This is a genomic window from Enterobacter cloacae complex sp. 397G4, from assembly GCF_050031515.1.
Classification (GTDB): Bacteria; Pseudomonadota; Gammaproteobacteria; order Enterobacterales; family Enterobacteriaceae; genus Enterobacter; species Enterobacter hormaechei_C.
Genome location: NZ_JBLGWE010000001.1, coordinates 1,254,075 through 1,268,476, shown reverse-complemented (window position 1 = coordinate 1,268,476; position 14,402 = coordinate 1,254,075). Strand labels below are relative to the sequence as shown.

Below are 14,402 nucleotides of genomic sequence, written 5' to 3'. Positions count from 1 at the left end.
GGGCTGCATCAATACAGGAGACGTTATGCAGGAATTAATTGCTCAGGTTGAAGAGTTAGGGATTGAAATTAATCACACCACCTCTTTAGTGATTATCTTTGGTATTATTTTTCTTACAGCCATTATCGTTCATTTTATTCTGCACAAAGTGGTGCTGCGCGCATTCGAGAAACGCGCCCAGGCCAGCAGTCATTTATGGTTGCAGATCATTACGCAGAACAAATTATTTCACCGTCTGGCGTTTACCCTCCAGGGGATAATCGTCAACGTTCAGGCGGTTCTGTGGCTGCAAAAAGGCAGCGAAGCGGCGGAATTACTCACCACCTGCGCGAAATTGTGGGTGATGGTTTATGCCCTGCTCTCCTTCTTCTCGTTGCTGGACGTGATTTTCAATCTGTCGCAGAAAATGGCCACCGCCTCGCAGCTGCCGCTGAAGGGGATATTCCAGGGCGTTAAGCTGGTGAGTGCCATTCTGGTGGGGATACTGATTATCTCCCTGCTGATCGGTCAGTCACCCGCCATTCTGATAAGCGGCCTGGGTGCGATGGCTGCCGTTCTGATGCTGGTCTTTAAAGACCCGATACTGGGCTTAGTGGCGGGCATTCAGCTCTCCGCCAACGACATGCTCAAGCTCGGCGACTGGCTGGAGATGCCGAAGTACGGCGCCAACGGCACGGTGACCGACATCGGCCTGACCACCGTTAAAGTGCGCAACTTCGATAACACCATCACCACCATCCCGACCTGGGCGCTGGTGTCCGATGCGTTCATCAACTGGAGCGGCATGTCCGCCTCCGGTGGTCGCCGCATCAAGCGTAGCCTGAATATCGATACCACCAGCATTCATTTCCTCGACGAGCAGGAGCAGCAGAAACTGATTCAGGCGAAACTGCTGAAGCCGTATCTGGCGGCGCGTCATGAGGAAATTAACCTGTGGAATCAGCAGAACGGCGAAGGGGAATCGGTATTAAACCTGCGCAAGATGACCAATATCGGCACCTTCCGTGCCTACCTGAATGAATATCTGCGTAACCACCCGCGCATTCGCAAAGATATGACGCTGATGGTGCGCCAGCTCGCGCCGGATGCCAACGGGCTGCCGATTGAAATATATGCCATTACCAACACGGTGATCTGGGCGGAATACGAAGATATTCAGGCCGACATCTTCGATCATATTTTCGCGGTGGTAGATGAATTTGGCCTACGTATTCACCAGTCGCCAACCGGAAACGATATTCGCTCGCTGGCTGGCGTCATCGCCAGATAATCAGGAGCTGGCGCGGGAAATAAAGCGCCAGTCCATCATGACCCTTTCCGTGGGCGCATCCGGGTTGTCGATCTTATTTAACAGCAGATTGACCGCCTTGCGCCCGATATCCCGCGACGGCTGTTCAATAGTGGTGAGTGAAATCATCTCCGCCAGCTCGGTGCCGTCAAAGCCGACCACCGCGATATCTTCTGGCACCCGCAGCCCTGCCTGCTGAATGGCGCGCAGCGCCCCCGCCGCCAGCGTATCGGAAACGGCAAACACCGCATCCGGCGGGTTTGCTTTTAACAGGTTTTGCATCGCCGCCATGCCCGCACCGGAGCTGAGCTCACTGGCGTACTCCACCGCCTGATAGTCCAGATCCCGCAGGTGTATGACGCTCTTATAGCCGCGCTCGCGCAGACGGGCATATTTGTAGCTGAGGTCGTGGTTGATGAGCGCAATGCGTTTGCGTCCCCCGTCGGCAAGCTGGCTGACAACGTGCTGGGAGGCATCAACATCATTAATCCCCACGCAGGAGACCGCGCCCGCATCGGCGTATTCAGCGCACTGCACCCACGGCGCGTTGCCAATCAGCGCGGCCAGCTCCGGCAGTTTCGAGAACGCATCCATGGTGATAATGCCGTCGACGATTTTGCCGGAGAGCAGGCTTAAGCCCGAGCGGGAGCGCTCAATATCCGAGCCGGAGTTGCACAGCAGAATGCGATAGCCGTTCTTTTCTGCCTCGGCTTCAATGCCCTTCACCACTTCGGCGCAGAACGGGTTGGCGATGTTCGAGACCATCACCAGGATCATATAGCTGCGGGCAGTGCGCAGCTGACGCGCCAGCAGATTGGGCTGATAGTTACTCTCCTGGATCGCCTGCAAAACGCGCTCGCGGTTTTTCGCCTTCACGGTATCGCTGTTATTCAGTACGCGGGAGACCGTTGCCACGGATACCCCGGCCAGTTGAGCGATTTTCTGAATTGACATAGCGACGATACATCCTGCGGTTAGCGTTTTGTGCAGGCTACCATAAATTGATTGCCCGGCGAACCGGGCAATGCGTCAGTATTCCACGCGCACCCAGCGCTGCTGCTGATGACTTTTCATAATCGCATCAATGATATACATCACACAGGCGCCATCGTGGAAGGTGGCAAACTGCGGATTATCCGGCATCGCGCCCGCCTGCACGGCACGGTAAAACTGCGCCATCATATTTTTAAAGGCATCCGGCCAGCCTTCAATGTGCCCGCCGGGGAAGTGGGCGCTGTCGGCCACGTCACGGTTCATAAGGCCCGGATCGTCGCAGAGTATCTGGTTTGCCCTGGCGCGATGGCCGACCCACAGCTGCTGCGGGATTTCCTGATCCCACGCCACCGACTGCTCGCTGCCGTTAATTTCAAAGGTCAGGCGATTTTTTCGCCCCGCGCTCACCTGCGAGACGCTAAAGCTGCCCTTGCTGCCGTCGTCAAAGCGGAACAGCACCGAGCCAAAGTCTTCGGTGGTGACCGGTTTGTCTTCATACTCCGCCTGCTCGTCATGGGAGAAGGTCTGATGACCGCCCGCGCTGGCCTTGCGCGTCGGCCAGACGGTGGATAAATCAGCCATCACCCCGGTAATACGCCTGCCGGTCACATACTGTACCGTATCGCACCAGTGGGAGCCGATATCCGCCACCGCCCGCGACGCGCCACCGAGCGCGGCATCCACCCGCCAGTTGTAGTCGGTTTCCAGCAGCATCCAGTCCTGTAAATAGCTGCCGTGCGAGGCAAACAGCCGCCCGAGGCTGCCCGCACGCATCATGCTCGCCGCCTGGCGCACCATCGCAAACTGGCGATAGACAAAACTCACGCCATGCACCACGCCTGCCTGCTCCGCCAGCGCCACCAGCTCGCGCGCCTCGTCCGGCGTCATGCACAGCGGCTTTTCGGAAAACACGTGCTTGCCCGCACGCAGGATCTGGCAGTTAATCTCCGCGTGCAGGTGGTTCGGCGTGCAGTTGTGCACCGCGTGCAGATTAGGGAGCGCGAGCAGTTCCTCCACGCTGGCACAGGCGTGCGGCACATTGAGCTGGTGCGCCTTTTCCTGCGCCTTAACGAGCGAGCCGTCACAGAGCGCGACCACCTGCACAAACCCGAGACGCCTGAGCGCCTCGATATGCGCCGGGCCAATAAACCCGCTGCCGATAATCCCGACGTTAATCATGGCAGCCCCCTGCGGCGAAATCATCAAACGCCCGTCCGGAAACCGGGATGATATGACGGCGGATAAATTCACTGCCCTCACTCGCGCCGGTATCGCCATCCTTCAGGCAGCACTCCCACTCCAGCACCGCCCAGCCGTCGTAGTCGTACTGGGTCAGCTTGCTGAAAATGCCCTTAAAGTCGATCTGTCCGTCGCCGGGCGAGCGGAAGCGTCCGGCGCGGTTGATCCACGGCTGGTAGCCGCCGTAGACGCCGCTGCGCCCGCTGGGGCGGAACTCGGCGTCCTTCACGTGGAACGCTTTAATGCGCGCATGGTAGATATCAATAAAGGTCAGATAGTCCATCTGCTGGAGCAGCATATGGCTTGGATCGTAGAGAATATTACAGCGCGGATGGTTATCGACCAGCGCCAGAAAACGCTCGAAGGTGACGCCGTCGTGCAGATCTTCCCCCGGATGCAGCTCAAAGCAGACGTCCACGCCCTGCTCGTCGAAGGTATCCAGAATCGGCCGCCAGCGGGCTGCCAGCTCCCCGAATGCATCCTGAAAACGCTGCTCGTTGTGCGGCGGCCACGGGTAGAAAAACGGCCAGGCCAGCGATCCGGAGAAGGTGGCGTGTGCTTTCAGGCCTAATCGGGCCGAGGCGACCGCCGCCTGCTTCAGCTTTTCCGTCGCCCACGCCTGACGCGCCGCCTCGTTACCCCGCACGGAAGCAGGGGCGAAGTGGTCAAACGCCTCGCTGTAAACCGGGTTTACCGCAACAAGCTGCCCTTCCAGATGGGTCGACAGCTCGCTGATGACCAGCCCATGCGCGGCCAGCCTGGCGGTGATGTCGTCGCAGTAGGCCTGACTCTCTGCGGCTTTCTCCACATCAAAAATATGCGGATGGTTGCAGGGGATCTGCACCGCTTTGTAACCCTTCCCCGCCGCCCATCCTGCCAGCCCGTCGAGCGTGTTGAAGGGCGCTTCCCCGCCAATAAACTGCGACAGAAAAATGCCCGGTCCTTTCATTGTCCTCATACCACCTCCTGAACGTTACGCCTTGTCATCGTCATACTTAAACGTGAGAAGGAAAATCAGCGCGATCGCCGCGGCAGCCACCGCCGGGATCCACCAGAATGTGACCCACGCCTGCGGCACGGTCTGCCCTGCCACCAGACGGTTGTAGAGCGCGCCGGAAATCTGCGAGCCGAGCAGCATGCCGATGCCGTAGGTGAACATCACGATCATGCTCTGCGCCTGGCCTTTGACCTTTTCGCCCGCCACGCGGTCGGTGTAGATAAAGCCAACGACAAAGAAGAAATCGTAGCAGACGCCGTGGAGCAGAATGCCGAGATACAGCAGAATGCGCCCCTCCTCGCTGACGCCCAGCGCGAACATGGCATAACGCACGAACCACGCCAGCATGCCGATCAGCAGCATATATTTCACGCCCAGGCGGCGGAACAGCAGAGGAATAACCAGCATGAAGACGATCTCAGACATCTGCCCGAAGGACATGGCGGTGCTGACGTCGGCAATGCCGGCATCCGCCAGATACGAGGCGGTGTAGGCGTAATAGGTGCCGAGCGGGACGGAGATCAGCATCGCGCAGACGGAGAAGACGAAGAAGTGGCGGGTTTTGAGCAGCGCGAAGGCGTCCGCGCAGAAGAGATCCCGCACCTTTACCGGCAGGCCTTTCGCCGGGGCGGGCGTGTGCGGCAGCGTCAGGCTGTAGATCGCCAGCAACACGGAGCTGACCGCCGCCACCTGGAAGATGGTGACGCTGGACGCCACGCCGGTGACGCCGATGAAAATGCCCGCCGCGATCCAGCCGATGGTGCCGAACACGCGCACTACCGGGAAGGTTTTATCCACGTTCGCCAGACTGTGAAACGCAATGTTGTTGGTCAGCGCCAGCGTCGGCATATAGCAGAGCGTGTAGCCAAACAGCAGGCCAATCAGCAGCGCGCCGTTCTCAGCAATCAACGCCCCCGGCACGAACCAGAGGATCGCCGCGCCCGCGAGGTGCATCACCGCCATCACCTTCTGCGAGGCGAAGAAGCGGTCCACCAGCATCCCGAGCACGAACGGCGAAAGAATGGAAGCGATGGGTCCGGCAGAGAACGCATCGCCAATCAGCAAAGACATGTTGTGCCGGGTCATCACCAGGCCAAGCGTGACCGACCAGCTACCCCAGATAAAAAATTGCAGAAACATCATCAGCGACAGACGCGGCACCAGCAGCCGGTGCTGTGTTATCGCCTTTTCACTACTCTCAGTTGACACCATGATAAGCCTCACCCGGAAAAAGTAATCGATTACAAATTCGTTCAAATGAAAAGTAATCGATTACAAAACAAAGATCCTGTGGATCAAAACAGAATTGGGAGGGGAGTCACGATAACGGTGAAGGGGAGGTGCCGGGTGACGGCTGCGCCTTACCCGGCCTACTAAATAACGTCCCCGAACATGTAGGCCCGGTAAGCGCAGCGCCACCGGGCGTGAAGGCGGGTGCGGTCTGGTGCCCTCACCCCGGCCCTCTCCCACAGGGAGAGGGTGCAAACACTAAAAACGGCAACCAGGTTGCCGTTTTGCTTTTACCTTCGTGAAAGCTTAAACGCGATAAACAGGAACACCACCCACACCGGCAGCAGCATCGCTGACAGGCGCATCTCATCCATGGTGCACATCAGCACCAGAATCAGGCCGAGGAAGGTGATACAGAGGTAGTTCCCCGCCGGATAGAGCAGCGCTTTAAACTGCGTCTCGCGCCCCTTGCGTCGCATCGCCGCGCGGAAGCGAAGGTGCGCCAGGCAGATCATGATCCAGTTCAGCAGCAGCGTGGCGACAACCAGCGCCATCAGCAGGCCAAACGCCTCTTTCGGCAGCAGATAGTTAATCAGCACCACCAGCGAGGTGATAGCGCCAGAAAGGAACAGCGAATTGATCGGCACGCCGCGACGGCTGACGCGGGTGAGGAACTTCGGCGCGTTGCCCTGTACGGAGAGGCCAAACAGCATGCGGCTGTTGGAGTAAACCCCGCTGTTGTAAACCGACAATGACGCCACGAGAATGACGAAGTTGAGCGCCGAAGCCACCACGTTGCTGTTCAAATCGTGGAAGATCATCACGAACGGGCTACTGTCAGATTTCACTTCTACCCACGGATAGAGCGCCAGCAGCACCACCAGCGAGCCGATATAGAACAGCAGGATACGGTACACCACCTGGTTGACCGCTTTCGGAATGCTTTTGTGCGGATCGCGCGCTTCAGCCGCGGTGATGCCAATCAGCTCCAGCCCGCCGAAGGAGAACATAATGACCGCCAGCGACAGGATCAGCCCTTTCCAGCCGGTCGCCAGAAAGCCGCCGTGCTGCCACAGGTTGTCGATGCTTGCACGCTCGCCGCCGTGACCGGAGAACAGCAGCCACAGGCCAAAGCCGATCATGCCAATAATCGCCAGCACCTTGATCAGCGCAAACCAGAACTCGGTCTCGCCATACAGGCGCACGTTCACAAGGTTAACGGCGTTAATGATGATGAAGAAGGCCGCGGCCCAAATCCACGTCGGCACGTCCGGGAGCCAGTACTGCATATAGATGCCGGCGGCGGTCAGCTCTGCCATGCCCACCAGCACGAACATCACCCAGTAGTTCCAGCCGGAGAGGAAGCCTGCGAACGGCCCCCAGTATTTATAGGCAAAGTGTGCGAAGGAGCCGGACACCGGCTCTTCAACGACCATCTCGCCGAGCTGGCGCATGATCAGGAAGGCGATAATCCCGGCGATAGCGTAACCCAGCAGAACCGCCGGGCCAGCCATTTGAATGGCGGGGCCGATGCCGAGAAACAGCCCGGTACCGATCGCGCCGCCAAGGGCAATTAACTGAATATGTCGATTTTGCAAACCACGTTGCAGCGTCGGACTCTGATCCGACGAAGCTTCAGCGCTACCATGGCCTGAAGCGGATGACGCGTCTTTCACGCCCTACCCCTGTCTCTTTTTTAGAAGGGGCACGTTTTAACACTTCATGCTGGTGGTAGCAAGCTTAACGCCGGGCCAGCGCATGCGCCCGGCGGATAAACGTCACGACCCGATGATCCCGCCGTCCGCTTTGGTAATCACCACCGTTGACGATCGCGGACGCCCGTTCGGGCTGGCGTCTGGCCAGTTGGAAACAGCGCGCGGATTGGCCGGGTCGGTAATATCATCCCCGCCCTCCCCCGGATGCTGAATGTTGATAAACAGCGTGCGGTTGTCCGGCGTAAACGCAATGCCGGTGATTTCACATCCGCGCGGCCCGGTCAGAAAACGGCGATACTCGTTGGTGCCCGGAATGGTGGCGACCATCTGGTTATTGCCCATCCCCTCGTACGCTTTCTTATTGATGGTGCTGGAGGAGACGTCGGTCTGGATCCACAGGACGCCCTGGTGATCGAACGACAACCCATCCGGGCTGCCGAATGCCGCGCCCTGCATGGAGCCTTTGGCCTTCGGATCGTCGCCGTCGGTACGCCCGGCCATAACCAGAATATCCCACTTAAAGCGTGCGGCGGCAGGATCGGCACCCTCTTCGTGCCAGTGCATGATGTGACCAAACACGTTGTTGGCGCGCGGGTTAGCGGCATCGACCGGTGCCTTCCCCTCTTTACCGCGATCGCTGTTGTTGGTGAGCGTACAGTAGACGCTGCCGCTGGCGTGCGGATCGACGGCAATCCACTCGGGACGATCCATTTTCGTTGCCCCCACCGCGTCGGCCGCCAGGCGGGTTTTGATCAGCAGATCGCCCTGGCTTTCAAACCCGTTGCTTTTATCCAGGCCATTTTGCCCGAAGATCAGCGGCAGCCAGTCGCCGCTTCCGTCCTGGTTGAACCTGGCGACGTACAGCGTGCCGGACGTCAGCAGCTGCATATTGGCTTCCCGGTTCGCGGGATCGTATTTTTTGTCGGAGACAAACTTATAGATGTACTCAAACTTCTGGTCGTCGCCCATGTAGACCACCACGCGATTATCGGCGGCGAGCGTGACGGCGGCCCCCTCATGCTTGAAGCGGCCCAGAGCGGTGTGCTTGCGCGGGGTGGAGGTCGGGTTGTAGGGATCGATCTCCACCACCCAGCCGAAACGGTTGGGTTCGTTAGGGGTTTTATCGACGCTGAACCGCTCATCCTCCTCGTTCCAGCGATAGGACTCATCGCTGTCGCTAATGCCGTAGCGTTTTTCCAGCGGATTGAGATCGGCTTTTTTCACAAAAATGTCCGACCAGTTCTCCTCGCAGGTGAGATAGGTGCCCCAAGGCGTGTGGCCGTTGGCGCAGTTCTGCATGGTGCCCAGAACGCGTTCCCCCTGCGGATCGGCGGCGGTTTTCATTAAATCCTGATGCCGCGCCGGGCCGGTAAGCTGCATCGGCGTATTGACGGTAATACGCCGGGCGAAGGAAGACGGACGCACCACCTCCCAGCCGCTGCCCGTTTTTTTCACTTCCACCACCGACACGCCCATCGCGTTCTGCCCCTTGCGGGCTTTATCGAGGCTCCAGTTCGCCGTACCGTCGGTAAACAGCATCCCGTTATCGATGTATTCATGGTTCAGCGCCAGCAGGCCATGTTCCGGGTTTTGCGCCCCCTGCGGCAGGCTAAACCACGCCATGCCATCGTGGTGCATACCCGCCTGCACAGCCTGTTCGTCTGTGGTATTGCTGGCGTCCGGCTTAAATGCCGGCATGTTGTCTTTGATTCCCGTCGGATCACCCCAGCGATAGAACGGGCGGGCAATATAGCCTTCTGGCACCCTGACCGTGTCTTCTGTGGAGACGTCGATGCTGGTAAAGCCCAGGGAAACCGCTTTTGCCAGCGCGGAAGGCTTCGATACCGCGGCAATGGCATTTTCGGGTGTGATCAGATACGGGAATGATACGGCGGCCCCCGCTACGGCCCCCATCTGGAGAAAACGGCGGCGGGAGAGGAACACCTCTGCAACCTCGGAGAATACCGGGTTAGCGCTGCGGTTACTGATATCGTCGCGATGTTCTTTTTTAAATACGGATTTGAGGGGTCTGCCCATAGCGGCTTCCTGTCATTGGCCAAGAGGTAAGGATGTGGCGACCAGTGTAAGAAGCTTTTATTACAATTTTATAACACGACAACGAAGGGATTGGGGCGTCCCTGCCCCGGATAACGAGGTGGAACGCTTAGAACTCGTAGCCAACCGAGACCTTAAAGGTACGCGGCTCGCCCTGAGTGATGTAAGTACCGGAATCGTCCACGCTTGACCAGTAGTTCTCGTTGGTCACGTTGTCGATGCCTGCCCGCACGGTCATCTGGTTTTCATTGTGGTTCACCGCGAAGCGATAGCGCATGCCCAGATCCAGCGTGGTGTAGCTGTCCAGCTTTTTGGTGTTCGCAAGATCGGCATACTGCGTGCCGGAGTGGTTAACGCGTGCGGTCGCCGTCAGGCCTTCAATCGGCTTGATATCGTACTCTGCGCCCAGCACGGCGTAGAAGCTCGGAATACCGATCGCATCGTTGCCCTGATTGACGCCGTTTTTGGTTTTGGTCAGCTCGGCCTGCAACCAGGTGGCGCTGGCATTCAGGCGCATCCCAAGCATTGGCTCGCCGAAGACGTTCAGCTCCACGCCGCGGTTACGCTGTTCTGCATCCAGGCCGTAGTGACCGCTGTCGTCAAGGATCGCCGACGGCATTTTGATCTCAAACAGCGCCAGGGAGCCGCCCACGCGGCCAAAGTCCGCCTTTACGCCCACTTCGTTCTGCTTAGAGTGCACGATACCGGTGCTCTGGCCGTAGTTAGTAGCAGTGTTCGGCGCAGTTTCACCGGGCTGTAACGCCTCGGTGTGGTTGGCGTAGAGGGAAATTTCCTCCCACGGTTTATAGACTACGCCGTAGGTTGGCATCCAGCGGCTGCCGTCGAAACCGTCCGCGTCGTTTTCCGCGCCGGTGATTTTGTTGTACCCGCGGATGACAACTTTCTGATGACGTGCGCCTGCGGTGAACAGCAGCTTGTCGTCCAGTACGCCCAGCGTATCGCTCAGCAGCCAGCCCTGGGTACGGGTGCGCCCGCTGGTCAGCGGATCGCTGTATTTCCCGCCTAAGCCGTTGAAGTTAGTGCTGTCCGGCATATCAACGCCGGTGTTGTGATAGATGTTGGTGGTCGGGTTATCTGCCGCCGCCGACATTTTCCACGCGATTTTTTCGTTTTTGGTCATCGCTGAATACCCGACGTTGACCTTGTGCGAGACAAAACCGGTGTCAAAGTTACCGCGAATGCCCGCCATGCCGCTGACGGAATCGCTGATGCGGTTGGTATCAAGGCGGCTGACCGTCGCATTACCGCTCTTATCGAGGAGCTTCGGCGCGCTGTAGATCCCTTCTTCGTGCGCGTGCTGCGCGCCGAGACCGGTATATGCCGTCCAGCTATCGGTGATGTCATACTCGCTGCGCCACATCCCGAACTCGTTTTCGATATCGCTGTAGGCCCACTTCTGCGAGAAGTTGCGATCGTTCTTCGGCGGCTCAGGCACAAAGTCCACCGCCGAGATGTTGACGCTGGTTGGGCTGCCGTGGAAGGTTTTTTTCTGGTAGCCCAGGTCCAGCGAGGTGCGGAAGCGGTCGCCTTTGTAATCCAGGCCGGTGGAGAGCAGCGTGGTGCGGCGGCGGTCGTTCGGCACGCCGGTTTCCCCTTCGCGATGCACGAGGTTCACGCGCGCGCCAAACTGGTCGTTATCGCCAAAGCGACGACCCGCATCCAGCGTGGTGCCAATCTGGGAATCCGAGGTGTAGTCAACGCCCACTTTCGCCTGCGGGGTGTCGCCCGCGTGTTAGGGCTCAAGGTTGATCATCCCGCCCACGCCGGAGCTTGCGGCGCCGTTCATCAGGGAGTTGGCCCCTTTGAAGATCTCGATACGGTCGACCATCTGGGCATCCACCACCTGACGCGGCAGCACTTCGGACAATCCGCCAAAGGTCATATCGTCGCCGTCAAACTTCAGGCCGCGAATGCGGAAGGTTTCCGCGCTGTTGCCGTAACCCTGAACAAATTGTACGCCCGCGTCGTTGGCAACCACGTCAGCAATGGTTTTTGCCTGCTGATCTTCCACCAGCTTCGAGGTGTAGCTGATGATGTTGAACGGCACGTCCATGGCGTTCTGCTGACCGAGCATACCCATGCGCCCGCCGTTCGCCACCTGGCCGTCGAGGAAGGCTGGAAGCAGCTGGTCACCACCGGGTTTGAAATCACTCCCCGCCGTGGACTGGACCACGATGGTGTCCTCTTTTTTCTCATCCGCCGCAAAAGCGGAGTGTGTAACCGCGCCGATGGCAATCGCCAGCAGCGTTTTGTGCATTGTGGTGTTGTTCATAATGAGCTCTTAACGTGCGCGCAAAAATGACCCGTTGTCGGGCCTTAAAAGTTATTAAAAGAAATGCAAATGAGAACTATACGCATTATGAATGCGTAATCAAGTGTCAACGGACATCTCTGAGCGAGAAGAGACAAGAAACAAGGCTGGCGGGAGGTATGGCGCGCAACCACCCCGAAACAGGGGTGGTTGCTAAGGCATTATTTTTTCTTGAAAATATCGGCGGTACCGTGAATTTTGTTGTTGGTGTTGCCGGAAGTCAGCACCAGAACATCAGCACCTTCTTTATCGGCTTTCTCGATCAGCTCTTTTTTCGCGTCGTCTACCGAGACTTCATTGGAAGTGCTAACCGTACCGATTTTTTCATACTGTGATTCCACTTTCTCAAACTCGTTTTTCGTCAGCAGTTCAGCCGCAAAGGTATTGGTGGTAAACAGAAATGCAGCGCCCATCAAAATAGCAGTCGTTTTTTTCATAACCTTTTTCCTTGAGATTAATCAGCAACTACGAAAAGCCCCACGAGTAAGAGTGAGGTGATATGAGCATGGTAGAGGAATAGCAAAATTGCCATAGGGTAAGAAAAATACTGTTATAACAGTCAATTGTGCTGTGAAAAATGTGCGTTAACGCTACTTTCGCGAGGGGTATTTCATGGAGAAAATCAGCAGGACGTCGCGCAGGCGGCAATCTGTGAAATTTAATGGCACGCCCTGTAGGATTCGAACCTACGACCTACGGCTTAGAAGTTCCTGGAACTACCTGAGCTAACAATAACTTACCCCATCACTACGGCGCTCACACGTCCCATCTTCGAAAAACATGCAAAGCCTTGCAAACCGATGCAAAGCTTTGTGTGTCCCATTTCTGTCTCACATAACAGGACAATCATCAAACTCACCAGAACGCGCATCGTTGATGATGTACGTAATCACCCCAAAGATTGCATCAGGGCTCGTGCCGTCTTCGTACGCCGGGATATCTTCGCGCCTGCCTGTCTGTAAATCCTCAATTTGGGGATTTGGATGATTGCGGTATCGCTTAATCCTGAGCTCACTTTCCATTCTGCATACCAGCAATGAGCCGTCGCATGGCGTAAGTGACGCATCAACGACTAGCAAGGCACCATTGAGGATTCCTTCACGGTAATGTGTCGCACCGGATCTCATGAAGTACGTAGCCGCTGGCCTGGTTATTATGCGCTTGTCTAGAGATATGCGCTCTTCAACGTAGTCTTGTGCAGGGCTAGGAAATCCCATAACCACCTCCTGTTTACTGTATGTATATGGGTCTTCCCTTGTTGTGGTGGCTGAAGGCATGATAATGGTGTATTTAATCGCCAGAGGTCACCGCCATGGACGAAAAGTCCCTCTACGCTCATATTCTCAACCTGTCCGATCCGTGGCAGGTAAAGTCCCTTTCTCTCGATGAAAATGCCGGTTCTGTTACTGTCACTATTGAGATCGCTGAAAACACCCGGCTAGCCTGTCCGACCTGCGGTAAATCCTGTTCTGTTCACGATCACCGTCATCGTAAATGGCGCCATCTTGATACCTGCCAGTTCACCACTATTGTTGAAGCCGATGTTCCACGAATTATGTGTCCGGAGCATGGCTGCCTGACGTTGCCTGTTCCGTGGGCTGGCCCCGGAAGCCGGTATACGTTGCTATTCGAATCGTTCGTTCTCTCATGGCTGAAAATCAGCACCGTTGATGCTGTCAGGAAGCAACTTAAGCTCAGTTGGAATGCGGTTGACGGCATTATGACCCGGGCAGTTAAGCGAGGTCTTGCCCGGATAAAAAAGCCATTATCCGCCCGTCATATGAATGTGGATGAGGTCGCCTTTAAAAAAGGACATCGTTACATAACGGTGATCTCCGATCGCGATGGTCGGGCGCTGGCCTTAACGGATGATCGCGGCACAGAGAGTCTTGCCGGCTATCTTCGCACGCTCACTGATGGGCAGTTGCTGGCTATCAAAACGCTCTCAATGGACATGAACGCGGGCTATATAAGAGCAGCGCGTATCCACTTACCCAGTGCGGTTGAGAAAATCGCCTTTGACCGCTTCCATGTGGCGAAGCAACTGGGCGAGGTAGTTGATAAAACCCGTCAGAATGAACATCCGCACCTCCCTGTTGAAAGCCGACACCAGGCAAAAGGAACCCGCTTCCTGTGGCAGTACAGCGATAAGTGGATGACCGAATCCCGGCAGGAAAAGCTGATGTGGCTGCGTGCACAGATGAAGCTGACGAGCCAGTGCTGGGCGCTGAAAGAGCTGGCAAAGGATATCTGGAACAGGCCATGGAGCGAGGAAAGACGGAGTGACTGGCAGAGATGGTTGGCGCTGGCGGCTAACAGTGACGTTCCCATGATGAAAAATGCCGCGAAAACGATAGGAAAAAGGCTGTACGGGATCCTGAATGCGATGCGACACAGTGTCTCAAACGGAAATGCGGAGGCACTTAACAGCAAGATCAGGCTGCTGAGGATAAAAGCCAGGGGATACCGAAACCGGGAGCGCTTTAAACTGGGGGTGATGTTCCACTACGGAAAGCTGAATATGGCGTTCTGAGCCTTCCCACCATGATCGGG

At 57.0% G+C, this 14,402-nt stretch carries 10 protein-coding genes and 1 pseudogene; 2 read left to right on the top strand and 9 right to left on the bottom strand.

The features are described 5' to 3' along the window. Positions 1–25 precede the first annotated feature (25 nt). Positions 26–1,270, top strand: coding sequence for a mechanosensitive ion channel family protein (locus ACQG1Y_RS06010; protein WP_414234604.1), 1,245 nt, complete (start codon positions 26–28; stop codon positions 1,268–1,270). Here ACQG1Y_RS06010 and ACQG1Y_RS06005 read toward each other — a convergent pair whose 3' ends face one another. The 9 genes and pseudogenes from ACQG1Y_RS06005 to ACQG1Y_RS05965 all read right to left on the bottom strand — a co-directional run bounded on the left by ACQG1Y_RS06005 (position 1,271) and on the right by ACQG1Y_RS05965 (position 13,066). Next, positions 1,271–2,242 (bottom strand): LacI family DNA-binding transcriptional regulator, encoded by a 972-nt coding sequence (locus tag ACQG1Y_RS06005; protein ID WP_015571213.1) that lies wholly within the window; start codon positions 2,240–2,242, stop codon positions 1,271–1,273. A 75-nt stretch (positions 2,243–2,317) separates the two neighbouring features. Next, positions 2,318–3,460, bottom strand: a complete 1,143-nt coding sequence (locus tag ACQG1Y_RS06000; RefSeq protein WP_032652872.1) for a Gfo/Idh/MocA family protein — start codon at positions 3,458–3,460, stop codon at positions 2,318–2,320. After that, positions 3,453–4,478, bottom strand: a complete 1,026-nt coding sequence (locus ACQG1Y_RS05995) for a sugar phosphate isomerase/epimerase family protein (RefSeq protein ID WP_033486543.1) — start codon at positions 4,476–4,478, stop codon at positions 3,453–3,455. Before ACQG1Y_RS05995 ends, ACQG1Y_RS06000 begins: the two co-directional genes overlap by 8 nt. A gap of 15 nt (positions 4,479–4,493) precedes the next feature. Beyond that, positions 4,494–5,729 carry an MFS transporter gene (locus ACQG1Y_RS05990; RefSeq protein ID WP_015571216.1) on the bottom strand — a complete coding sequence of 412 codons (1,236 nt, stop codon included), beginning with the start codon at positions 5,727–5,729 and terminating at the stop codon, positions 4,494–4,496. Positions 5,730–6,037: 308 nt separating this feature from the next. After that, on the bottom strand, positions 6,038–7,423 hold the full coding sequence (gene pheP / locus ACQG1Y_RS05985) for a phenylalanine transporter (protein ID WP_047063268.1): 1,386 nt from the start codon (positions 7,421–7,423) through the stop codon (positions 6,038–6,040). Positions 7,424–7,525: 102 nt separating this feature from the next. Beyond that, positions 7,526–9,499 (bottom strand): PhoX family protein, encoded by a 1,974-nt coding sequence (locus ACQG1Y_RS05980; RefSeq protein WP_047063267.1) that lies wholly within the window; start codon positions 9,497–9,499, stop codon positions 7,526–7,528. Between the two features lie 127 nt (positions 9,500–9,626). Then, positions 9,627–11,810: pseudogene (locus tag ACQG1Y_RS05975) on the bottom strand (TonB-dependent receptor). A 200-nt stretch (positions 11,811–12,010) separates the two neighbouring features. After that, on the bottom strand, positions 12,011–12,286 hold the full coding sequence (gene yahO, locus ACQG1Y_RS05970; protein WP_015571217.1) for a DUF1471 family periplasmic protein YahO: 276 nt from the start codon (positions 12,284–12,286) through the stop codon (positions 12,011–12,013). Positions 12,287–12,679: 393 nt separating this feature from the next. Beyond that, positions 12,680–13,066, bottom strand: coding sequence for a S24 family peptidase (locus ACQG1Y_RS05965; protein WP_368740676.1), 387 nt, complete (start codon positions 13,064–13,066; stop codon positions 12,680–12,682). 95 nt (positions 13,067–13,161) lie between these two features. Here ACQG1Y_RS05965 and ACQG1Y_RS05960 point away from each other — a divergent pair, with 95 nt between their 5' ends. After that, positions 13,162–14,382 (top strand): ISL3-like element ISKox3 family transposase, encoded by a 1,221-nt coding sequence (locus ACQG1Y_RS05960; protein ID WP_000343760.1) that lies wholly within the window; start codon positions 13,162–13,164, stop codon positions 14,380–14,382. Positions 14,383–14,402 lie beyond the last annotated feature (20 nt).